The 24,303-nt window shown below is 39.0% G+C and carries 18 protein-coding genes; 8 read left to right on the forward strand and 10 right to left on the reverse strand.

The window, feature by feature from the left end:
• Positions 1 to 39: 39 nt before the first annotated feature.
• Complete coding sequence (locus QUB80_RS24375) at positions 40 to 1,194, reverse strand: permease (protein ID WP_289792061.1); 1,155 nt, start codon at positions 1,192 to 1,194, stop codon at positions 40 to 42.
• A 40-nt stretch (positions 1,195 to 1,234) separates the two neighbouring features.
• On the opposite strand from QUB80_RS24375, the gene QUB80_RS24380 reads away from it, so the two are divergent.
• Entirely contained in the window at positions 1,235 to 1,465 is a 231-nt protein-coding gene (locus QUB80_RS24380) for a hypothetical protein (RefSeq protein ID WP_289792062.1), read from the forward strand.
• Positions 1,466 to 1,769: 304 nt separating this feature from the next.
• Here the strand turns inward: QUB80_RS24380 and QUB80_RS24385 are convergent, their stop codons facing one another.
• Positions 1,770 to 2,612 (reverse strand): hypothetical protein, encoded by an 843-nt coding sequence (locus tag QUB80_RS24385; protein WP_289792063.1) that lies wholly within the window; start codon positions 2,610 to 2,612, stop codon positions 1,770 to 1,772.
• Between the two features lie 1,169 nt (positions 2,613 to 3,781).
• Here QUB80_RS24385 and QUB80_RS24390 point away from each other — a divergent pair.
• Both QUB80_RS24390 and QUB80_RS24395 read left to right on the forward strand, forming a co-directional pair.
• A complete protein-coding gene (locus QUB80_RS24390) occupies positions 3,782 to 4,510 on the forward strand; it encodes an AIM24 family protein (protein ID WP_289792064.1) in 729 nt (242 codons plus the stop codon).
• A gap of 179 nt (positions 4,511 to 4,689) precedes the next feature.
• Entirely contained in the window at positions 4,690 to 5,079 is a 390-nt protein-coding gene (locus QUB80_RS24395) for a 6-pyruvoyl trahydropterin synthase family protein (RefSeq protein ID WP_289792065.1), read from the forward strand.
• Positions 5,080 to 5,210: 131 nt separating this feature from the next.
• On the opposite strand, the gene QUB80_RS24400 is transcribed toward QUB80_RS24395, so the two are convergent.
• Positions 5,211 to 5,975, reverse strand: coding sequence for a hypothetical protein (locus QUB80_RS24400; RefSeq protein ID WP_502875322.1), 765 nt, complete (start codon positions 5,973 to 5,975; stop codon positions 5,211 to 5,213).
• 547 nt (positions 5,976 to 6,522) lie between these two features.
• Between QUB80_RS24400 and QUB80_RS24405 the strand changes: the two genes are divergently transcribed.
• Positions 6,523 to 7,839 carry an HhoA/HhoB/HtrA family serine endopeptidase gene (locus QUB80_RS24405; protein WP_502875320.1) on the forward strand — a complete coding sequence of 439 codons (1,317 nt, stop codon included), beginning with the start codon at positions 6,523 to 6,525 and terminating at the stop codon, positions 7,837 to 7,839.
• Positions 7,840 to 8,005: 166 nt separating this feature from the next.
• Here the strand turns inward: QUB80_RS24405 and QUB80_RS24410 are convergent, their stop codons facing one another.
• Positions 8,006 to 8,584: a DUF1997 domain-containing protein gene (locus tag QUB80_RS24410; protein WP_289792067.1), complete on the reverse strand. Its 579-nt coding sequence runs from the start codon at positions 8,582 to 8,584 to the stop codon at positions 8,006 to 8,008.
• A gap of 289 nt (positions 8,585 to 8,873) precedes the next feature.
• Positions 8,874 to 9,356, reverse strand: a complete 483-nt coding sequence (locus tag QUB80_RS24415; RefSeq protein ID WP_289792068.1) for a thiol-disulfide oxidoreductase DCC family protein — start codon at positions 9,354 to 9,356, stop codon at positions 8,874 to 8,876.
• Positions 9,357 to 9,590: 234 nt separating this feature from the next.
• On the opposite strand from QUB80_RS24415, the gene QUB80_RS24420 reads away from it, so the two are divergent.
• Positions 9,591 to 10,616 (forward strand): NAD(P)/FAD-dependent oxidoreductase, encoded by a 1,026-nt coding sequence (locus QUB80_RS24420; protein WP_289792069.1) that lies wholly within the window; start codon positions 9,591 to 9,593, stop codon positions 10,614 to 10,616.
• A gap of 208 nt (positions 10,617 to 10,824) precedes the next feature.
• Entirely contained in the window at positions 10,825 to 16,425 is a 5,601-nt protein-coding gene (locus QUB80_RS24425) for a translocation/assembly module TamB domain-containing protein (RefSeq protein WP_289792070.1), read from the forward strand.
• A 176-nt stretch (positions 16,426 to 16,601) separates the two neighbouring features.
• Here the strand turns inward: QUB80_RS24425 and QUB80_RS24430 are convergent, their stop codons facing one another.
• The 4 genes from QUB80_RS24430 to QUB80_RS24445 all read right to left on the reverse strand — a co-directional run bounded on the left by QUB80_RS24430 (position 16,602) and on the right by QUB80_RS24445 (position 21,365).
• Positions 16,602 to 17,462, reverse strand: a complete 861-nt coding sequence (locus tag QUB80_RS24430; RefSeq protein WP_289792071.1) for an alpha/beta fold hydrolase — start codon at positions 17,460 to 17,462, stop codon at positions 16,602 to 16,604.
• A 72-nt stretch (positions 17,463 to 17,534) separates the two neighbouring features.
• The gene (locus QUB80_RS24435; protein WP_289792072.1) at positions 17,535 to 17,711 is read right to left on the reverse strand and encodes a hypothetical protein; all 177 of its coding nucleotides are present in this window, start codon (positions 17,709 to 17,711) and stop codon (positions 17,535 to 17,537) included.
• A gap of 495 nt (positions 17,712 to 18,206) precedes the next feature.
• On the reverse strand, positions 18,207 to 20,798 hold the full coding sequence (locus tag QUB80_RS24440; protein WP_289792073.1) for a tetratricopeptide repeat protein: 2,592 nt from the start codon (positions 20,796 to 20,798) through the stop codon (positions 18,207 to 18,209).
• Positions 20,799 to 20,957: 159 nt separating this feature from the next.
• Positions 20,958 to 21,365: a universal stress protein gene (locus QUB80_RS24445; protein ID WP_289792074.1), complete on the reverse strand. Its 408-nt coding sequence runs from the start codon at positions 21,363 to 21,365 to the stop codon at positions 20,958 to 20,960.
• A 365-nt stretch (positions 21,366 to 21,730) separates the two neighbouring features.
• Between QUB80_RS24445 and QUB80_RS24450 the strand changes: the two genes are divergently transcribed.
• Positions 21,731 to 22,933: a phosphoglycerate kinase gene (locus QUB80_RS24450; RefSeq protein WP_289792075.1), complete on the forward strand. Its 1,203-nt coding sequence runs from the start codon at positions 21,731 to 21,733 to the stop codon at positions 22,931 to 22,933.
• 26 nt (positions 22,934 to 22,959) lie between these two features.
• On the opposite strand, the gene QUB80_RS24455 is transcribed toward QUB80_RS24450, so the two are convergent.
• Positions 22,960 to 23,133 (reverse strand): hypothetical protein, encoded by a 174-nt coding sequence (locus tag QUB80_RS24455; RefSeq protein ID WP_289792076.1) that lies wholly within the window; start codon positions 23,131 to 23,133, stop codon positions 22,960 to 22,962.
• Positions 23,134 to 23,483: 350 nt separating this feature from the next.
• On the opposite strand from QUB80_RS24455, the gene QUB80_RS24460 reads away from it, so the two are divergent.
• Positions 23,484 to 24,029, forward strand: a complete 546-nt coding sequence (locus tag QUB80_RS24460) for a CAP domain-containing protein (protein ID WP_289792077.1) — start codon at positions 23,484 to 23,486, stop codon at positions 24,027 to 24,029.
• Positions 24,030 to 24,303 lie beyond the last annotated feature (274 nt).

Here is a 24,303-nt window from a genome sequence, read left to right on the forward strand (position 1 = left end):
TAAATACTCATAAATTTTAGTATTAACTACTACTGTGTATTATGATTTTGCTACCTCCTGTTGCGAGTATTGTTCAGTATTGCCAGCTTGATAGACATGTTTGTTTTGCCAGTGCAACCACAGCAATACACCACCAAATACAGCAAAGATCATATTGAGCCAAAAAGTGTAATCAATGTGAAACTTATACACCTGTGTGAGTGTAGCTCGTTCCACAGGAAGTGCGCCACAAAGAGCAAAAATTTCATGTACTGTAATTGCTGCTGCTACTATGCAGACATACAATAGCCCAGAAAGATAAGCTGCGTATTTCCAACCGTAGTATTTGACTTGCAAATAGATTGCGGTTGCTGCTACCAAGTCAGCACCTAAAAAGCTCATCACTCCATCAAAGGAAGCATTTTTTGACCACAGTAAAGCAGCTATGGGTATACTACCCATCGAATCAATACAAATCAAGCAAACGATAATCGGTGCAATCAAAGCATTTTCTATTACTGTTAGCAACGAAGGTATATTGTGATCGGCTTGCAAAAATAAGGTATCCCAGAAGTTCGTAGGAACAAAGACATAAATCAAGCCTGCAAAGATAAACCCAATCAAAATTCCTTTATATGCTATTTTCCATTCTTCAAAAAAGGCATCGGCGATCGCTCTCCAACCATCTTTTGAAGACAATTTTTGCCACCAGTTTTTGTTCTCCAAACTTTTGTTGTGCTGTATCCCCTTGCCTTGGTGGCGTATTTGAGCGTGTTGTCTGGCTTTTTCTGCCAACTGCTTGGGAAACCAAAAACGATTCATCATGTAGGCATAGACAATCATCAAAATGCCAAGTAAAAAATTGCCCACCAGGAATTGCCAACCTAGCAGCACCCACAAAACAATTCCCAATTCAATTACCAAATTTGTAGAAGCAATCAGAAAACACAGAGCATTTACTGGGTGCGCACCCTTGACTAAAATAGAACGAGAAACAGCGATCGCTGCCAATGAACATGATGAAGAGATAAAACCAAATAACCCAGCTAAAGTAACTTGTTTCCAACTGCGCTTACCTAAAACTCTTGCCATTCCAGAGCGGTTAACCAGTACCTGAATGACAGCAGAAATCGTGTACCCGAACACTAATGCCCAAAATGATTTCCACAAAATACCAGCACTGGCGAGCAGAGCTTGGATGATTTGATTGAGCATGAGATAGTCTATATAGCTAAATTTTACTTGCAAAAGTTTTGTGCTTCATCTTGATTTGAAACCCCAGCAAAAGCTTGTCAAACACTTGACAAGGGACGGTTTTAAAGTATTAAGAAATATAGGACAAGATGCAAAACCTGAGACTGGAGAGTTTTTACCCAATAGTCATGATTGTGTAAATTTTCAAAATATTACTCACCTGCCTTTAGGTAGAAATAACTTGGCTTTGACAAAAAGAAGGCAATTTTTTCTCACATTGCAATTAGGATAAATAATTGAAAATTAGTACCAACACTAGTTAGTGCAGGCACAATTTTTCAAATACACCATCCACTTCTAAAGCTTTTTCCTGGCACCTGGTTCCTGTACGCTAGTCTTTTGCTGCCAGGCAAGTTCCAAACCTTGCTTATCACAGCTAAGGGGAAATTTATTTAATCGTTAACAATCTCATTATATAAGTAAAAAGACGCAAAAAAAGTTTTTTTTCGTGTTTTATATCACTGGTAGAGAAATCCAAACTGTAGAAGTGGGTAGTCAGGCGATCGCTCAACGGAAGAGGTTCCTAATACTCAAGGCTAAATTCCTGAAGGATATATAGCTTGGGCAATGATTACGGGCATATTATTATATTGTGCTTCTAAGTGTCTTTTCACCTGCAAATCCCAAGTTACTTTGTAGTCTCGTTCAATCTCAGCCACAACAAACGGACGAACTACACCGATGACTGCTATTGTCTGCCCTTTATTAATAGCTATCGCTGGTGGTGTATTTAATAAAATTGGCAAATTCTCCCCGCCAAATAGTCGATTTTCCTTAACTGAAAACAAAACTGGGCTTTGAATATTTTCAACTCTTCCAATGACTGCTAGTTTTTTACCTGAATATGCACTAATATTGGCACGGATTTGAGTCGGTGTAGGAGAAAGCATAATAGAGCGAGCTATAATCGCAGGTTTGTTGATGCTATCTCTATAATTTTCATCTTGCAACCTGAGCTTAAACTCTCGTTCTATTTCTGAAATTACAAGGTTGCGAACCTCACCCGTCACTTGAACTGCTACATTTGGATCTTTGGGTAAGTCAAAGGACTTTCCAGAAGCATTCACAACTATAATCGGTTCTCCACTAAAAAATCGGCGATCGCTAACTGTAAAGGAACTCAAACCAACTATTTGTAAAGGTTTGCTTTTAATTGTTACACTTTTACCAATCAATTCCTCAGTGTTGCTAACTACATTTGTAGTGGAGACTAAACCTGGAAGAGCAACTGTTTGTTGCCCATCACTATAACAAGCCCTTACCACCACAGCTAACATTACTAAACCTAGTAAGACTTTCGCTCTCCAAAGGCTTTGAAGTATTCCATTGTTTCGAGTATTAGTATTATTGGTAGTTTGTTTATCGTCAAGTTTAATCATAATTAAAAAGATTTGACATTAATTTAGTAAAAATATTAAATTTACAAAACTAGATATATTGTTTATTAATTGTGTTAAAGAACTTTATATTATTATTTTTTACTTTCATAAAATAATTAAACATTAATAAAATCCAAGTTTTTAACCTCTTCTTATAATAATAAGAAATTTATCATACTTCTTCTAGCTGAAGTAATATAATGAACATCAAATTATACCTACTGACTCTACCATAGACAGAGTCAAAAACATCTACTTTGCAAAGTTAGCTGTAATTGACTTTTAGCTTAAGAATATATGGGTACACTTAAAAGTAGGTTTGTATATATTTTATTATTTAAGTAGTAATCTTTAACTTTTTTAATTTTATTAAACATATATTTTTATCATTAATACGGAATATCAATGTTTTGAGCCTGTATACTTACAATACCGTTGTATAGACTAAAACTATAGATTCAAGATATAATATTTACATAAATGAACTGACACAAGTAGCTTGAACGAACTAATCGAGGGCATAAATGTAAAATAAATTTTGTGATCTAGCCATTTTGTCCGCACCGAACGAACTTACCCATGCCCCAAGAAAATCTCGGTATAACGCGATCGCGCATAGGCTTTCTCACAAACAACTTGTGTTCATTGGTAAAGGTTTGAAGCGTATTTACTTTTCATAACTCACATTATATTTATTTCCACTCAGTTATTTAGCAATGTAATAGTGGAGTCTTCTACATTATTTATCCAGTTATTAAGCAGTTATTAATATCTAATAAAAAAGCTCCTAACACAGGAGCCAATGCATTCAAGCGAGTGTGTAAACGTGCCATTACTGCTAGTTTAATCATTAATTTATAAATTCAACCCTATCTTAAGGGTGATAGTAATAATGAGATAGTAAAAAAGCGATCGCACTTTCAGTTATGAGACGATTAAACAGATATAAGGAAATGCTACGGTCTTTATAATCATGGTTGCTTCATTTATCTTAAACATTTATCTTAAAATTTATCGCTACGCATCTATCTGCCACTACACTGCTTTTCAGCGCTTGAGTGTCTGCGTATATCTGCTCTCAGCTTACACCGTTATAAATTCTTACAAGTATTGACAAATACTAAAAAAATTTATACACCTAAACTTAATTGTCAACGGAGACAGAAATTATGCACCACGAAGTAAGAATTTTGGAACCAACAGATTTATGGTACCTGCAAAATAATATTAACAAAGATACAAATAAATACTACCATCCAACAAAAACTATTCCACTTGTTCAGCAAGTGGAAATTAGACTAGAAAACTCTGGAGTAATTATTCAAAAAGGTACATTACATAGTTGTGTTGGTAAATTAACTTATGATGTTTATAAAACTGATAATCGCTTGAGAGATATATGGGTGTCTTTAACAACAGAGATAGAATTTAATGCACCTGTATATAGAGGTTTGGGTATAGTTCTCCTAGAACCTAGACAAAAAGGTTATTTTTTGCATTACACACCTATTGAAGTTTCCGAACAAGAACAATGGGAATTTGATGATGGTGTATTTCAGTTTTGTTCTGACAATGTAGTCATAGGAGCAAGAAAATTAAAGTTCCGCCAAATGGCTGCCTCTGGGGATGGAAAATGGAGAATTGCTCTTAAAGCTTTGCCAGGGCAAATAGCAAAAGCGATCGCGGGTACTTTAGCACCTGCCAAAGTAATTGAATTAAAAAGAGGAGAAACTTTAATTGCAGATTATGACATGGTCAAAGGATATACAAGTGGGATTACAGAAGATTATCGGAAATTAGGTCATTTTGGCAAAGGAGGTGGAGAAGGTTTTGTTTGGATTTATAGTGGTGAAGGTAAATTATTAGTAGCTGAAACTGATAGTCTTGGTCTTGGATAAAGTAACTTTTCTGGTGCAACGTGTGTCATCTGTGTATTAACATCCCCTGAAAGAAGTCGATAGAAGCTCCAGCGTATGCCTTTGCATCAAAGACGTAACCTGTTGCCCCAAGATGTCTAGAAGCAGAGTATACGATCAACAAAGAATGTATTCACGATTGGCTTTGAGGCGATGTTAAAATGCCCAGATGGAAACTAGTAACAGAATTCTCGTTTGATAGTGCTCATTTTATTAAAGACTATGATGGCCCTTGTGGTAGATTGCATGGACACACTTACAAAGTACGAATCGAAGCAATATCCTCCAAGTTGCACTCCTCAGAATATTGTCCGCATCCAGTCATGGTAGCTGATTTTAGAACTTTACGCTGGGCGAAACAGGATGTGTCTAGAGGAGGGCTTGATCATTGCGTTCTCAACGAAGTCTTGCCTCCTGAGTACGAAACCACCGCCGAGATGATTGCCAAATTTATATACGACGAAACCAAAAAACGGATGCCGCAGGATGTACAGCTAAAAGTTGCGGTGTCAGAAACTCCAAATTCTTGGGCAGAATATGAGGATGACTAAAATTGGCGTTGCCTAGACGGGATATATCGAGTTTCTACAAGGATTTTGGCATGACGCAAAATTATTTTCATATATTAAATCAGCAACACCCTAAAATTTAGCTGGATGTGAGGTAGGCGATCGCACTTTGCTTACAAAGCCAGTAAGAGAATGCTATAAGCTGCCGCACCTAACATAAAAGCCCAAAAGCTGCTTTCCCGCTCCTCTGGTAGTTCTTCTTTAAGAACGTTAAGAATAACCCCCCCTGCTAAAAACGCAAATAAGACAGCGATCGCGGCTGCTGGAATTTCTATTCTACTACCAAGCACCCAACCGATAATAATTGCTGCTGCTAGTATCCAGCGCCCAATGCGATCGTAAAGATGCTTATGGTGTTCGCGCAAACCATGATCATTAACAACAAAGTGTAATGTCATGGCTATACTAAACAGTAGCAAACTGATCATGCCCTGCTCTTCTCGATGTAGCAGCAGATAGCCAATCAATGCATTGTAAATAGCAAATGAGATGATATGTAACCAAAATATGGAGCTACTAGTTATATCACCTTGCCCTTGTCGTTGTAATTGGTTACGAGAAGACGTGGCTAAACGTTCCAGTCCATAGAATATAGTTAAACCGAATAAAGCTATTAAATAGACGTGGTATTCTATGTATGGAATTATCCCCTTTCCTAAGTCTTGTAACACTGTTTGATGTTGACTTAATTCCGGCAAAATATGCACAAAAACATAAGCCACCGATACTCCACCAGCAGCACTCAACCAGCGACTACGAGGAACTTTTTTGAATCTCAACCAACCAGAGTAGAGGTGTGCTAGTGCTAAACTTATAGCAATTAATGCTGATAAAATAAGTATGCCTTGGGTCGATGAGAAAGATGCTAGAATGAAAATCATGCTACTAGTAACTCATAAAAACAATTTAGTTTGATTGCTACTATTACTGAGAAACGTAGCTATTATTATTTTTATCGTCTTTACCAGAAGCTAAATACAAATTATTCCTAAAGAGTAAATATAAAAAGCAAGTGAAAATTAAATAAATATTTCTATAAAAATTTTGATATGGGACTCATATTTGATTTTTGAAAAAAACGTAGACTGTGTGATCGTGAAGCGTAAAGCACCGTTTTCAAGGGTTGGGTGCGTTAGACTCAAGTCATAACACAACGGCAGTTTTGCGCTCAGAAAATCTACACCGCAAACTGCCTCCTTAATTTTTTCAGCAATCAAACCGGATTCCTATAAATTAGTCCATAATATATAGTAAATGACTACAAATATTAAAAAAACACATAAAATCACAATAAAATTATTACTTTTGGTAATTTATAGCTCATAGCTCCCTTTCGGCAGAGGTAAAAAAACCAAAAAAGTATCAAAATTGAAAATAGACATCCTCAAATAGATAACTTACATCTAAAATTAAAGCCTAACAACTATGACGCAAAGAATAAGCAGAAAAAATAATCAGAATACTTTTGATTTAAACTTTTACGAAAGTCAAGAACAACCGATTAATCTTCAGAAAGAAGCTTTGCAAACAAACCATTTTCTAGGCAAAGTCCCTTGGCGCAAAGAAGCAAAACACTTACTGCTACCACTCATAGCAACAGCCATAGGTTTATTAAATGGCTGCTCGGTACAAGTTCCCAGAAGTACTCCTGAAAATAACACTACCCAACAAGTTCAGCAGTCAACACCCACCAACAATCGTCCCCTAGAACCAACTCCCGAAGACACCAATTTTGTTGTTGCAGTCGTAAATAAAGTAGAACCAGCAGTAGTGCAAATTAATACTGCTCGTACTGTACGCACTCAAGTGCCAGACGTTTTTCAAGATCCATTTATTCGGAGGTTTTTTGGCGATCGCGTACCAACACAACCACAAGAACGAGTCGTACGCGGTGTTGGCTCTGGTTTTATAATTAGTGCCAATGGTCAGATTTTGACTAATGCTCACGTTGTTAACAACGCTGATAGGGTAACAGTTACCTTTTCTGATGGTCGCAGATTGGAGGGTAAAGTTCTGGGAGCCGATAGCGTCAGCGATGTTGCCGTTGTGCAAGTTCCTGCTAACAATTTACAGGTAGTAGAATTGGGAAATTCTAAGCAGGTACAACCAGGACAGTGGGCGATCGCGATCGGTAATCCTTTAGGCTTGCAAAGAACTGTTACAGTCGGCGTTGTTAGTGCAATAGATCGCTCAGTCAGCGATTTAGGAATTTCTGATCGTGGTATTGGCTTTATTCAGACGGATGCAGCTATCAATCCTGGAAATTCGGGTGGCCCTTTGTTAAACGCTCGTGGACAAGTTATTGGTGTTAATACCGCTATTATCCAAGGTGCTCAAGGCATAGGTTTTGCCATCCCAATTGAGACAGCACAAAGGATTGCCCAACAATTAATTACCGAGGGCAAAGTTGAATATCCTTATATTGGCATTGAAATGATAGCACTCACACCAGAAATTAGGCAACAAATTAATAATCTTCCCAACAGTAATATCCAGGTTGACACCGACACAGGTGTTTTAGTTGTTCGCGTTGTCCAAGGTTCTCCAGCAGCGCGAGCTGGACTGCGCCCAGGAGATGTAATTCAGCAAATTAACAAGCAATCAGTGACAGCAGCCGAACAAGTGCAACAAGCAGTTGACAAAAGTGGAGTAGGTAGCAATGTACAAATACAACTACTACGGAATGGACAAACCGTGCAAGTAACTGTACAACCTGCACCCCGCCCAGCCAGAACCCAATAGATTCCAGAGAGGGGGAGTGTCAAAAAAGCCCGGTTATCCTAGCCGGGCTTTTGAGTGGGGTAATATTCCCCAGAAGTTTAGATATAAAAAATTAAGTATAAATCGTTTATTTGTACGCTGATAATGACTACAAAACTTGCACTGTTAATTTCGGAAAAATTCAAATCTAACTCACTGGATTTGTGATGGGAATCATGGTGGAGGTGTTTGCACTAACTTGCATCGCCTTAGCCCAAGCTTGATAATCCCGCACTAGTTGACGTTCCAAACGGTGCTTCATAGTCAAAAGAACGCCATTGAGAAATGTATTACCAGCAGTCTCTAAAATTGACTTGGGTGTTAGTAACAGAGCTGGCGGCAGTTCAACTTGTACTGTCAAATCTGCCCTTCCCTTAAGCAATGTGGCAGTTTCCCTACTTTCAGGCGATAGATTACCCGTAAGATTGAATTTGAAAGACTTTTGTAGGTACTCAACTCCATGAATCTCACAAGCAAGCGATCGCAGATGGATTGTTCCGTCTGCCTGCGCTAAAACTTGCAAATCGACTGTAGGTTTAAAACTGAACATCATGAAATTTAGAGGACGAAGCTTGAGCCGAAAGTCAGAGAGACTCAGTTGTTCTACCTGAGTGCGATCAGTAACAGCCTCAACTAAACGTTGTGGTTGACGCAGATAATGTTCAATTGGAACTACCTGATTAGGCACGTTCATCGTCAAGTCTTGAGATGCATGGAACTTAAGCATAAGTAGAATTCCGTTTACCTACGAAAGGAAGATACCTAAAAAACTCGGTATAAGATTTGAGAAAATCAGTTAAAGCAGGCTGAAAGCATTGCGAGCAGGAAAGATAGACTGATTTGAGAGCCTATATTTGATAAAAATAAACTTTTGTAAATATTATTAATAATTTATTACAAATAAAATTAAAAAAATAGGGCGGATAACCGTATATTTTCAGGAACACGGGGAAAATGAGAAGGATCGCGAATCACGATTCCCCTCTCCCATTCGTGTTCTGAATCACCAGTCACCATTACTCGCTTAGTTGACAGCGTACCTGTGTACTACACTCAATACGCTTGTTGCGATCAGCAATAATTGTCGCTAAATCCGGTCGTCCAGTCAGAGCAAGTCGCCAATCAGCCCAAACTCCATATAGCTTATCGACGATAGGGCCGATTACAGGCCAACGAGTTGCAGCATATACCCATCCCATCCCTAATGCTTCGTAGACTCGACGAAAGACTTCCACGTTTTTGATCACACTACCATCAGGTAAAATACCGTGGATTCGACCCATTGCCGTTGCAAAGTCTATACCTCCATGTTCTTCGGGAGTATAATTTTCGTCTGCTATATCTACAAATGCTACCAAGCCTCTACCTGCATCTCGCCTTTTCAAGAAGTTAACTTCTCGCATACACAATGGACACTCACCGTCATAGAGTAGCTTGATTTGCCATGACGGTATAGCAGTTCCAACGGATTCATGAGACTGAGTTTTAGACGAGGACATAAGTATTTCTCAATCAATTCATGTTTTAAGTGAGGCTTAAAAGCCATATGAATTATTTTAAGTAAATTTAATAAAAATTAACAACTATACAGACATTAAGGACAAATGCAATACTCAAAAAGCTATAGATTCAACTGGTAGCGACGAGAAGCCTACACCAATCAGACATTTTTTAATCCAGCCCCCAGTTCCTTTTTACGATATCCTTGAGCAGGTAGTCTGTGTTTTTTCTCCATGCCTGAAAAGTCTTCTCAATCCTCTTGCCTTGTTATTGGAGGTGGAATTTCCGGTTTAATTGCAGCTACAGTTCTACAAAGACAAAATATTCGCGTCACTGTAGTTGACAAAGGTCGAGGAATTGGCGGGAGAATGGCGACTCGTCGCATCAGAAATCCTAAGTACGGTGAAGGTGTTTTTGATTACGGCGCTCAATCCTTTACTGTTACTGACTCCAAGTTTGAATCTTGGGTTAAGAGTTGGATACAAGAGGGAGTCGTTCAAGAATGGGTAGGAGATTACTCAAGTTACAATCAGCACTCAAGCAATGGTGAAATTTGCTATCGAGGAGTCAATAGCAATCGCAGCATTGCCCAATATCTAGCTCAAAACTTGAATGTTTATACAAATACAAAAGTTGTTAGTTTTGAATGGCGGAGCGATCGCTGGCAAGTAAAGACAGAAAACAACGAATACTTTTCCGCAGATGTGTTACTGCTGACACCACCAATACCCCAAACTTTGGAACTACTGGATCGTTCGCAAATTGAATTAGCACCGCAATCGAGACATCGACTTGAACAGGTAGTTTACCATCGTTGTATTGCGGTACTTGCTCTATTAGCGCAGCCCTCTTTAATTCCAAATCCTGGCGGTGTGAAGTTGGATGGGGAGCCTTTAAGCTGGATTGCTTGCAATCACAAAAAGGGAATTTCACCACAAGGCAATGCAGTTACACTCCATGCCAGTTCCAAGTTCAGCGAAACTAACTGGGAAAAAAACAATTTAGCGATCGCCAATCAACTTCTAGAAGCTGCATCTGAATGGTTAGGTTCGCAAGTAATTGAGTTTCAGGTGCATCGATGGCGCTTTAGTCAACCACAGACTGTATACGGTGAGCCTTTGCTTGCCTTAACTAAGCCAGGATTACTAGTTATATCAGGAGATGGTTTTATTCAGCCAAATATTGAGGGTGCTGCTTTATCAGGTTTAGCTGCTGCTGATTATTTGCTGAAAAAATTTCAATTAGGGAAATCAGTATGACGAGGAAGAACACTCTGTTTACTGATTAGCTCTTATTTGTTGCACTTTTAGCCTTACCACGCCGCTAACTTAAATAGTGATCGCGCGACGATAAAAGCTTGGTGCTAATATTCATCTTAACAATAGTGAATTTTTATCTTGTATATTTTTTGAAGTCAACAGGCCGAGTTCAAAAGTCCCCTTCTTCTGTGTAATGAGGATGCAATCAATGACAAATCAACCTCAAAGAAGAATTAGTAGACGTACTCGACAAATTCTACTCGGAGGTGGCTGTGCTATTTCTGGAGCCACTCTAGTGGGGGTTTTTGCTGGAAGTTGGTGGGCATATAAATTTATTGACGAGCAACTCTCGCCTTTGATTGTTCAAAACTTACAAGATGTTTTAAATCGCCCTGTGGAAGTAGGAAAAGTCCAAAAATTCGGCTTCACAAATATCATATTTGGTCGTTCTACTATTTCTCCCACAGCAACAGATCCAAATCAAGTCAATATTGAGCGTATTGTAGTTAACTTTAACCTATTAGATGCTCTATTGACTCAAACTTTACCTTTGAAAATTACTCTTGAACGCCCCAATATCTTTTTATCACAAAATCAACAAGGACAATGGACAATACCACAAATCAATCAGTCAAAACTAAAAACAGGATTAAAAGACAGTCCAATCAAAATTAATCCTAATATTCAAGTGCAAAACGGCACTGCTATCCTTTCAGCGATTGGCAAGCCCAGCCGCCCTTATAGTTTACCAGAGGATTTGTCTTCAATTTTTGCAACACCAAAAAAATCAACTGCCAACCTCAACTCTAAATTACAAAATCAAGTCAGAAGTGTTGTGAAGATTGAAAATATCAACGCCAATCTTTCATTGCAAGACAACTATCAACTGATTGGGTTTGACTTCTCCGGAAAACCAGTAACCGGAGGAAGTCTGCAACTACAAGGCAATGCTAATTTAAAATTACCAGAGATAAAGCTACAAGCCGCAGCACAAAACTTTCTTGCTTCAGATATTACGCTATTATTACCGACACTGCCAGCTAAACTCCTCAATGGCAGACTCTCAAGCAATGTAAATGTTCATTTCCCTCCCAATAACCAGCCGCTTCAGTTTGGTGGAAAATTGAGTTTTCGAAATTTAGCAGCGAAATTTGATGCTATTCCTAAACCAATTACATATGTAAATGGTAGTCTCCAACTGCAAGGAGAACGCATAACTTTAGAAGAAATAAGGTTGCGTTACGGTGGAATACCACTGCGAGCAACTGGTAGCCTTACCACCCAAGATGGTTATAACCTCAAAGCCCAGGTACTTCCTGTCAGCGCCACAGCTTTATTAAAAACACTAGATCTCAAATCACCTGTACCAGTTGCAGGAGAATTTGGGGTTGATACGAGAATCACGGGAGCGATCGCCCAACCCATCATCACAGGAATCGCCAGAAATACTAAACCCGTCAAAGTCGATAAAGTTAACTTTGCAACAACTGATGCTAATTTTCAGTTGACTCCCCAAGCCTTGATTTTACAAAAATTCCTGGTTACTCCCGCAGATGGTGGTGCGATCGTAGGCAAGGGAAATATCAAACTAGATAAACACCTGCCAGTTGCCTTGAATTTGCAATTACAGGATTTGCCAGCAGATGCCATTGCTAGTTCTTATGGAATTAAAGGTGCAAATTTCACCTACGGTAAAATAACTGCTAATGGAAAGATTAATGGTGAGCTAAACAAGATTCGAGGCAATTTCCAGTGGCAAGCACCTCAAGCAACCTATCCAGGAAAAGGAAATATTGATATTGCAGGTAATAATCTCTTATTTAGAGATATGATTTTCTCTGTCGCAGGTGGGAATGTTCGTGTACAGGCAGAACTGTTTCAAGTCGCGGGGATATTGCCGCAACGCTGGCAAGTACTTTTAGAGGGATCAAAAATTTCGCTCAATCAGTTTGCAGCCAATATGCAAGGGCTAGCGAGTGGAAGATTGCAACTATCTGGCAGTTTAAACAATGTCAACCAAGCTACTATGTCTGTGCAAGGGCAAGCTCAACTTGCTACCAATCAAAAATTGTTGTCGGTAGCGCCGATTAAGGCTTCACTAAGTTGGTTAGGAGATAAACTGCAAATTCAACAAGCATCAATTCCTGGTTTAGAGTTAGATGGATTGGTATTCACTCAGCAGCTACCAGGAAAAAGCATACCTACCATCTCTAATCTAGATTTAAATGCACGACTGCAAAACTTTAACTTGGCTACCGTGCCAGTTCCGATTCCCGATGCTATTCGTTTAGCTGGCAAAGCGAATTTCAACGGACACATCACTGGCAATTTAGAAACACTCAATCTTGCAGGTAAATTGGGACTAAATCAGTTTGCCGTTAATGATTTTGTCTTTGATCCTACACTCAACGGGCAGTTGCAGTTTGCGCCAAACCAAGGATTAAATCTAAATCTGACTGGGCAACAAGACAAAATTAGCTTGCAATTAGATAAAAACTATCGTGCTGCTAGCTTTTTGTTACAGCAAGGCGAAACTGTTGCTCGCGCTACAGCTAAGAATTTTGGTAAAGACTATCGGTTGGTAGTAAATTTACGTAATCTGCGGCTCGATAAAGTTACTAAAAATATATCAGGGCTAGTCAATGGCAGTTTGCAAGTATCTGGTAGTTGGGACAATATTAACAAGGCTACCATTAAAGCTCAAGGGAATGCACAAATTCCTTCATCGGCAAAACCCCAACCAATTGGCCCTATTATAGCTTCACTGCGTTGGCAAAAAGATAAGTTGCAAATCCAACAAGCATCCGCTCCTGGTATAAAAGTAGATGGATGGGTATTTGTCCAGCAGGCTCCAGGAGAGATGATACCTAGTATTTCTACCCTGGAGCTGAATACTCAACTGATCAACTTTAACTTGGGTGCGCTGCCAATTCCTGTTCCTGATAACGCCATCCGTGTTGCTGGAAAAGCAAACTTCAACGGACGTATCACTGGTAATTTAGAAACACTTAATCTCGCAGGTAAATTAGGATTAAACCAATTTGCTGTTAATGATTTTGCCTTTGAACCTTCATTGAGAGGGCAATTACAATTTGCCCAAAACCATGGCTTATCTTTGAATCTAACTGGTAAACAAGACCGAATTACATTACAGCTAGATCATGCTTATCGTCCCACTAACTTCTTATTACAACAAGGGCAAACTATTGCTCGTGCTACAACCAATCAAGGCGATCGCACTTTAGCAGAAGTACGCAATCTTCCACTCGAAAAACTCGCCATTGCCCCAGCAGATACATTCGGTTTAGGAGTAGTTAAAGGCAACCTCAATGGTAACTTTGATTTGAATCTTACAGAGTTATTAAATCCGGCAGTAGTAGGAGTGGTAAGCGTTACTCAACCAGCCCTTGGTTATATTGGAGCAGAATTGTTTACCGGACAATTTCACTATGCTAACGGTACTGCCATCCTCAGTGAAAGTGAATTACGTAAGGCACAAAGCCGTTTGTCAATGACTGGGAGTTTGAATCTGAAGAGTGATCCCCAACTACAAGCAAAAATCACTGCTCATCCCATCAATTTACAAGATATTTTAGCAGCATTACATTTGTTTGAACTTTCCGATTTTTCTAGAGGACTTAAAGCTCCTGAATATGCCTCTGCAAAAGTATTGCGACTATCCCCAGTGGGCAACTATAACGCTAACCTGTCAGAACAACTAAAATTGCTAGCAGACATCAGTCAACGGCAAAAGCAAGCGCAGGAACAAGCAGCCTTGCAATTACCAGAACTTTCTCAGTTGCAAGGAACGTTTTTAGGTAATGTTGATGTTGCCTTTTCCCCTCACACTGGGCTGGGATTTAAATATGGCTTGCGCAGTCAAGATTTAAACTGGGGCGAGTATCAAGTCGAGCAGGCGATCGCCCAAGGCAATTTCCAAAATGGCTTGTTAGCAGTTTCACCTCTGAAGCTAGAATCTGGGCGATCGTTGGTAGCATTTTCAGGACAAGCAGCGCTAGACAAGCTATCTGGGCAGCTAGTATCTCAGAACATTCCCATATCACCTCTACGCAAGTTTTTTGATTTGCCTGTTGATATTCAAGGTGACTTCAACAGTAATGTGAATTTGGCAGGTAACTATAAAAATCCCCAAGTAGCTGGAGAGTTATTTCTAACAAATGCAAGCCTCAACCAAACCCCAATTAATCAAGCTCAAACTTTGTTTAGCTACAATAATGCTCGATTAAATTTTAATGGAGAATTGCTTGCTACCAATTCACAAAATCCCCTACGGTTAGGTGGTAGTATTCCGTATACTTTGCCTTTTACAACTGCATTTTCCAATAATGATGAATTCAGATTAGATGTCAATCTTAAAGATGATGGATTATCTTTAATTAATGCTCTGACAAACGGTCAAATGAACTGGGCAGGTGGCAAAGCAGCAGTAGAAATTAATGCTAAAGGAACTGTGCGTAACATAAATAATGGTTTAGAAATTAAACCATTTATAAATGGTGCTATTGATTTTGATAAAGCGGCGTTTGCAGCATCTAATATGCAAAAAGTTATCGAAAGTTTGACGGGTAACATCTTATTTAATTTTGACCATATTCAATTTGATAAATTACAAGCTAATGTCGCTAATGCAAATGTATTGATTCAAGGTTTTCTTCCTATTTTTAAGCCTGAAAATTCTACTATTTTAGAACAAAACAAACCCTTAACCATTACTCTGAATAATCAAAAGTTACGGTATAAAAATCTTTTTCGAGGGAACATTGATGGTCAGGTATCAATTACTGGTTCTGCCCTTGCACCTATAATTGGCGGACAAATTAACCTTGAAGATACCAAAGTAGAAATAACATCATTAAATTCGCCTTTGTCATCATCTCTTTGCGATTCACAAGCTAATCAGCAAATAACTGCTGCTAAACCAATCAAAACAAACGAAGGTAATCAAAACTTTGTTTCCATACCTAAATTTAATAACCTACGGCTAAATTTAGATAATGAAGTTCGCCTAAAAGGCCCCTTGTTTAACTTTTCTGTTGCAGGGAAAATGGCTGTTAATGGAACATTACTTAACCCTCTTCCCAAAGGAGAATTTAATATACATCGTGGTTCTATTAACCTATATACAACTGAATTTCGCTTGGTATCAAGCCGTCCCAATACTGCCTCATTTGTTCCTAGCCAAGGCTTAGATCCGATTTTAAATGTAGAGATGTATTCTGTAGTTTCAAATATAGACAATCCTCCAATTACCAATCACTCTGCTCTATTTCCATCATCAGAATTTGCAGATTTATCAAATAATAACTTTGGTGAAATTGGCAATATAATAGTTGATGCCAAGGTTGAAGGGCCAGCTTGCAAATTATTTGAAAATCTCCAATTAACTAGTACTCCTAAATTAAGTGAAGAAGAAATAGTTAATTTAATAGGAGGGAATACTGTCAATAATCTATCGCTAAATCGAGGTCTACTTCATGAACTCAATAGAGGTATACTTTCTGAATTAAATAATTTGGTTAACAACATCTTGGGCTTAGATAATTTCAAACTATATAATACGAACTTTGGCTCAAAAGATGGTAGAGGCTCTGAAAATACCGTAGTAGCTGAAGTAGCATTTAACGTTAATCCGAAATTATCTGTCTCTGCTAGTTCGTTGTTGAATTCTAATACTTTACCATTTCGACTTGGTGGAGTATATCGGCTCAATGAAGATTTGACTGTGCGTGGTTATAGTCAATTTATGATTGACAATCGCATCTTTGTAGAATACAGAAAAAAGTTTTGATATTATAACCGCCTAAAGAGGGGTATACTCCATTAATTTATACGTCGTTGCGAAAAACTCCCAAGCCTGGTGGCGGCAGCCCAGAAATCCTCGTTACTAGGTTCAACCTGGTAACGAGAATTAGAGCCTCTGGCTCTCTCAAATGGTGCAAACAATCTAGCTCTATTACCTTCAACTTAACGTTTATAAATCAAAAAACCAGCGATCGCATCTAGCAGTGCTTCTTTTTCATCTGCCCGAATCAGGTGAGCACTATTTTCAAAGATTCTTAAGTCAGCATTCTTAATTACTTGAGCTATCTCTTCAGAAAATTCCGGAGGACAAATCCAGTCATGTCGCCCTCCAATAACTAAAGTAGGTGTAGTAATTTTGTGTAATTGGTCAAGTAGATTATAGCTGCGTAGAAAGCCACCAAAGGCAACATTAATGGCATCAACCGACAGAATTGTCCGATCCCAATTTTTACCAGATACACAAGGATCGTAAGTTAGCGAATACATCGGCCCCATAATCTTAAAATACTCCCGCAGCTGTTCTTCATTTTCAAAGGAGCCATCCCACAGTTTTTGAGCAATTTTCCTTTGTTCCTCTGTTCCCCTTTGTGCCAAAATTTCTTGAGCTCGTTGCAAGAAGCGAAAACTAGCTGCTGTTGCAATCACAATTAAATGCGATATGTGCTGAGGATAGCGAACTGCATAAGATAAAGCAACCATACCGCCATAGGATGTGCCAATGACAACGATTTGATCAAGCCCTAAGTGACGGCGCAGCGCTTCCATGTCTTCGACATTATTATTCAGAGTGTAAGTTTCTTTTAGTCCACGAGCAGAACGTCCTTGTCCCCGATGATCGAAGTAAACTAGTTGCAGCTTTTGAGCAAGAGGAGAAAAAGCAGGTTTATATGAAGTATGATCTGCACCAGGGCCTCCATGAACCAAAAAGGCAACTGGTTTGGTGTGAATGCGATCGCCATCTACTACCAAAGAAGAACCTTCTACATCAAAGAAAATCTCTGTATCGCGGATTTTTGCTCGCATTTTGTACTCCTATCCTGCATACTCATTTTCTCTGAAAAAGTAGATGCTTTGGTAGCCAAAAATTATCTTTACTTAAATACAAATTTCTAAATTAAATAAATCATCAAGTAGCTTATTCACCCCCAAAAAGCCATATGTCCACCATCTATCTTGCTGAACTGTATACACCCGATGATTTTTAGCAGCTTTGAGTGTAGATAAAAGTGGATTTTGAGAAAAAGATAGCGCCGCATTCTTACTTTCACTCATAACAAACAAATTGGTGTCTAAGTTTTATCATTTGTTAATGTCCTAACCACTTTGGCTATTGCTATATCTAATCAAATTAATACTTAAATAACTTTAATATTACTATTTGTCGAGAAAATAAATCAGGTGCATCCTTGTTTTTTACAATGCCCACAGGCTATGAGCCTGGGGCTATAAATACAAAGCCTGCCTGCGCAGTCTAGAAACAATCATAGCCTGTACAGGCAGGCTTCGTTAGTATAGGAATACTCTTCTGAGGTATTAATTAAAACAGTGGAATGCTCCCAATTAAATCTCTCTATTTTAATTTTATTTAGCAAAAATCAAGAGTGTTGTTATACGTGCATAATAGAATAATCTAAAGTGATTTATTTTCTTGATTTGATTGATGAACGACAACTTTACTAACACTCAAGAATGGTTCACTGTGTTAGGCTACCTGAGCTTTACGGTTTTTATTGCATGGTGCGTATTTGCCACCCAGAAAAAATGAGTTTACGCTCGCACATTGGTGTTTCCTACTAGCTCCTGAAAGCGTTTATTTGTGGCAATTAAATCAAAATCTATGTCAGCTTCTGCTTGTTGCCTATATCTAGGATTGAGATTGATAGCTTGTTGTAAATTTTCCAAAGCTAATGCTACTTTTTCCTGCAAAGCGTAACAGATTGCTTTGTTGTAATAAGCATTGGCATAGTCAGGTTTAATTTTCAGGGCTTTGTCAAAGCTTTCAATTGCCTCGTCATCATAACCAAGCATGACTAGTGCGTAACCTCGATTATTCCAGGCTTTATAAGAATTAGGGTTGAGTTGAATCGCTTTGTCAAAAGATGCGATCGCATCTTCATATCGTTCTAAATCTTCCAGTGCTAATCCCCTGTTTAACCATGCCACAGCATCATCTGGGTTGATTTTAGTGGCTTTGTTAAAAGCAATCAAAGCTTCTTTGTGTCGTCGCAAATATCCCAAGGCTACGCCTAAATCGCACCAAGCTTGATGATAGTCGGGTTTAATTTTCAGTGCTTTTTCATAGGAGGCGATCGCATCTTTGTATTGTTTTAGCCTTGCTAGCGCCATACCCCGTTTTAACCAGATTGCAGGCTCATCTGATTTAATTTTAAGTGCTTGGTCGTATTGAGCGATCGCCTGTTCATAGCGTTTTTCTGAAAACAGCACTTCTGCTTGTTTAAAGTAATCGTCAGCATTTAAAGTATCTTGTACTTGGTGCGTTTCTGGCTCTGGTGCTGGTTGCGGAGCTTCTTCTATTTTTTCTATTTTTTCTTCTACTTTCGCAGTCACAGGATTTGAGGAGGGTGGGGGTGTAATATGAGAAAGTTGTTCTAAGATTTGCTCTTTTCGTTGTTGGGCATCTGTTTGCAAATCTGAAAGTTGAGATACAAACTCAGACTCTAATCTTCCTAGCTTTTCTAAAACTAGAAGTTTTTGTTCTTGGGTATTCCACTGCAATTGCGAAAATTGAGAAGCAAATTCAGAACCGGATTTTTCTAAATTTTCAATTACTAGCTCTTTTCTTTGTTGAGCATCTACTAATAATTCATTTATTTGCGAGGCAAATTCTAATTGTAATTTCTCTAAACTCTCAAGAATAATTTGCTTTTGTTGTTGAGCGTCTAACTGCACCCCAGAAAGTTGAGATTTTACCTCCGATATTGAATTTTCTAAATTCGCAAATACTTGTTCTTTCTGTTGCTGATTTTCTAAATGTAATTGTGCTAATTGACTCGTGAATTCTTCTTGTAACTGCTGTAAATTTTCAAGAATTATTTGCTTTTGTTGTTGTACTTCTGACTGCCATTGGGTTGTTTGCGAGTTAAGTTGAGAAATAAATTCCTGTTTAGATTGCTCTAAATCTATAAATACTTGTTGTTTTTGTTGTTGAGTTTCTGATTGGAATTGTGCAACTTGCTCAGTTAATTCTGCTTGGAGTTGTGAGAAACTTTCCAAAGTTTGCTGCTGCTGTTGCTGCACTTGAGACTGCCATTCCAAGAGTAGAGATTTAAATTCCTGCCGCGAATTCTCTAATTCTGCAACAGTTTGCTCATTATATTGTTGATTACCTAACTTTAATTGGGCTATATATTCGGCTAACTCTGCTTGTAATTTCTCTAAATTCTCAAAAGAGTGCTGCTTTTGCTGCTCGGCATCTGAGTAAATTCCCGAAAGCTGAGTTGACAACTCAGATAAAGTTTGCTCTTGATTTTGTTGAGCACCTAATTGCAATTCAGCAAGTCGCAAACTAAATTCTGCCTGTAAATTATCTAAATTATTTAAATTTTGGTCTTTGTGCTGTTGAACTTCCTCCTGCCATTGGGCGAGTTGAGATGTCCATTCTTGTCGAGAATTTTCCAAATCAGTAAATACTTGCTGCTGTTGCTTTTGGTTTTCTAGTTGTAAAGCAGTAATTTGTGAAATTATTTCTGATTTTAAATTTCCTAATGTCTCTAAAGTTATATGTTTTTGTTGTTGAGCATCTATTTCTAATTCTGCTAATCGAGAATTAAATTGTGATTCTAGATTTTTTAATTCTTGTTTCGATAAATTGATTTGTTTTTCTAACTCTGCTAGCATTTGCGCCTTTGACTGAGATATCTCTGATGGAATCACAGATACTATCTGTTGTCGTAAGGCTTCTGCTTGTTTTTCTAATTCGTCAGTAATATTTTTAGCTTGCCGGATGTTGTTCTCGGCTGTTTGTTTGACAGTATTTAGCTGGTTTTGTAAATCTTCTAGCCCCTGAAACTGTGCGATCGCGCGATCAACGATTTCACGAACTACAGCTCGGCGCAGCAGCCAAAATGAGGCAATTACCGCCACAGGAAACAGAGTTAGTATAACTACCCAAATATTGAGTAGAGTGCGTGTACGTCCAAAAGCGCGATCAACTTCTGTTTGGATCAAATCTCGCGTTTGCTGTTCTGGTTGCAGTTGTGCTAGTTCTTGTGGCTGCTGATTGGTTTGGGGAGATGAGGTAATTTGGGCATTCGCCTCACCAACAGATAGCAGTAAAGGAGAAAAGACAATAGCGCTTTTCAACAAGAGTGCATAGAATAATTGATGCTTGCTCTTCATAAAACCATCCTCATCTGTTGGTTAGTTTTTGAGCTACGTGCCTATCTCCAATCTACCAGCTGCCTGAAGAGGACGCGGAGACAAGGAGAAGGATTTTCTCCCACTCTCCCACTCCTAATTTTGTACCCAGTTCACGATTTAGAGAATCGCTCTATATACTCATGGCACAATCAATACCGGACAGGGGGAAAGGTTAATCACGCGGTTGGTAACGCTTTCAGTCGCTCCTTCTTCCGTCAATCCCAGCCCCCGACAGCCCATGACGATTAAATTTGCGTCTATTTCATCGGCAACATCGCAGATGACAAATGCCGGGATTCCTTGCCGTTCAATGGTTTCGGTTTGTATTCCTTGCTCGGCAAACATAGATTTAGCACTTTCTAGCAATTGAGCAACCGTCTCTGGTGAAGACATTACCTCCTCACTCGACTCATCTTTTTCGGGTTCTTCCACCACACTAATCAGCACCAAGCGGCTGCCATACTTTTTTACGATATTAATTACTACCTCAGCCGCCTCCCGTGCTTCGCGGCTTTGATCAATCGGAAACAGAACTGTTTTGAACATAGCATTTACCTGCTGCTCTATATTTAGTGATGCAAAGTTAATCTGTAAAGATTGCTTTAGTATTTACTTCCTGCTTTTAGTAAGAGCATGGGAGTGGTTATCTCTCCACAGGCTGAGATCAGCGAGTTAAGCGCTTCGATTTGAAACAGGACTATTTATTATTTGCCCGTATTGTTTGCATTTTCGCAATACTCCATCGAAATACACCAACCAAATTTGGTTAATTCCATGTAGTGTCAAGCTTTTTGCGAATATATCGCCAAGAAACTCATGGCTTAACAATTCTTTGCACCCCTCACTCCGGTACAATTCTGGATGAGTCTAATTACAAAACATAACAAAAAGGCAATCAGGAGGTTTGTGCCGTGTCAAAAAAAACTTTAGCAAATTTATCTGCATCAGACTTGTCTGGAAAGCGTGCCTTCGTGCGGGTTGATTTTAACGTGCCAGTAGATGATTCAGGTAACATCACAGACGATACTCGTATCCGTGCCGCACTACCAACCATCAAGGATTTGGTGCAGAAGGGAGCTAAGGTAATTCTAGCCAGCCATTTTGGGCGTCCCAAGGGTGTAGATGACAAATTGCGTCTCACTCCGGTTGCCAAACGCCTCTCTGAGTTATTAGGGCAAGAAGTTGTTAAAACTGACGACTGCATCGGTGAAGAAGTTGCAGCCAAGGTGAGTGCTCTGCAAAACGGACAAGTGCTGTTGCTTGAGAATGTCCGCTTCTATAAAGAAGAAGAGAAAAACGATGCGGATTTTGCCCAAAAATTGGCAGCTAATGCTGATTTGTATGTCAATGATGCTTTTGGCACTGCACACCGCGCCCATGCTTCTACTGAGGGTGTGACTCATTATTTGAGTCCTTCTGTTGCTGGATATTTGATTGAAAAGGAATTGCAGTATCTGCAAAGCGCAATTGAAAGCCCCCAACGTCCTTTAGCGGCAATTATTGGTGGTTCCAAAGTTTCTAGCAAAATTGGTGTGATTGAAACGCTCTTGGAAAAGTGCGACAAACTGATCATCGGCGGTGGAATGATTTTCACTTTCTACAAAGCCCGTGGTTTGAATGTCGGTAAGTCTTTGGTGGAAGAAGACAAGCTGGAGTTAGCGAAGTCTTTAGAAGCTAAGGCGAAAGAAAAGGGTGTTACCTTCTTGTTGCCTACAGATGTGGTAGTAGCAGATAAATTTGCTGCTGATGCTAATTCTCAAACCGTCAGCATCGAAAATATCCCCGATGGTTGGATGGGTTTGGATATTGGCCCCGATTCAGTAAAATTGTTCCAAGAAGCCCTTGCTGATTGTAAGTCGATTGTTTGGAACGGGCCGATGGGTGTGTTTGAATTTGATAAGTTTGCTGTTGGTACAGAAGCGATCGCCCACACTCTCGCCGAGTTGAGCAAACAAGGAGCTACCACTATCATTGGTGGTGGTGACTCTGTAGCAGCAGTAGAAAAAGTTGGTTTAGCCGAGCAAATGAGCCATATTTCCACTGGTGGTGGTGCTAGCTTAGAGTTGCTCGAAGGTAAAGTATTACCTGGAATTGCAGCGCTCGATGAAGCTTAAATACCTCTTGCTTCTACTTCAACCAACTAAAAAACGGTAATAGCTTTTATTACAAACCCGGTCATAGCGATCGGGTTTTTTATCGTAACACGGGTGATACGATTTTGGATTTTAGAGCCACAGAGACAACAAGGATCTGTATGATCGCGTGTATGTTGCTGGGGCTTACTGAAAATACGCGATCGCTTTTTTGCTGTCATCAATTTGACTTGAACGCAATCAGCTATCTTTTTTAGCTTTTAGAAGTTTCTTAGATATATAACTATAGAGTTTGTTATTTGTATAAAATACTTTTATCTTTATTTTAAAGCAGAAAATAAATAGTAGAAAAGCTAGCTATAAAGCGCAATGTAGCTTAATTACATAGTAATATTAAGTGCATTTTATTCAAATGAAAATAACTAGCACTAAATTTGAGAGCTAAACAATAGATAGTCACAGTTTTTGCTCAAATTTGCACTTTATCTTCCGCTCGCTGTCTTTGTGTCTTGAACCACTTGTGTGTTTAGATGTAAAAGTTTATTCTCAGTGGCTATAGGACGAACTCTTGATGAATCAAAAAACCATTTTCGGCATTGCTTTAGGAGCTTTTGCCTTAAGCAGTGCAACAATGGCCATTTATACACCCAGCCAAGCTTATACCAAGAAGCACTTAGAGCCTTCTCATTCTCCAAGTCGTAGCTTTCAGATCGCACAAGCTTCCAGCACCAGTGCGATAGAACAGTCAGTTCACGAGAAAATTAATGCTTACCGTGGCTCAAAAGGCTTATCAAATTTGACTCGTAACTCTTCTATTGACAGTCAGGCTAGAACTCACAGTCGGAACATGGCTAGTGGTAATGTCCCATTTGGACATGATGGATTTCGACAGCGACTCACAAATACTGGTCTTTCATACAGCGCAGCTGCGGAAAATGTTGCTTACAATTGTGGATCTAGCGATCCTGCTAAGACAGCTGTAGACGGCTGGTTAAAAAGTAGCGGGCATCGCCGCAATATCGAAGGTAATTACAACCTCACTGGTATTGGTGTGGCTGCCACCACCAAAAACAATTGTGTTTATCTTTACTTTACGCAGATTTTCATGAAATCATGATAGGCGTTCTTGCTCTATTTTCTGAGTAATAATGCTGTGTTCATAACTTTTTTTGAGCAACACTACATGGGGGCAATATAGCCCCCCATACTATTTCACATTAAAGTTTCAAGACGGTTAAATTGACTTTAGCTTTCAGCCTTTGAAATTTATCTCTTGGCGGATAAAAACTCACACGCCAGATCTGAGTAAAGTAAAATTCAGCAATTACCGTGACATCAGGGCTCATACCATTTCACTTTAATCACGATACGCATCAATTATATAGAGACGT

Source organism: Chlorogloeopsis sp. ULAP01, assembly GCF_030381805.1.
GTDB lineage: Bacteria > Cyanobacteriota > Cyanobacteriia > Cyanobacteriales > Nostocaceae > Chlorogloeopsis.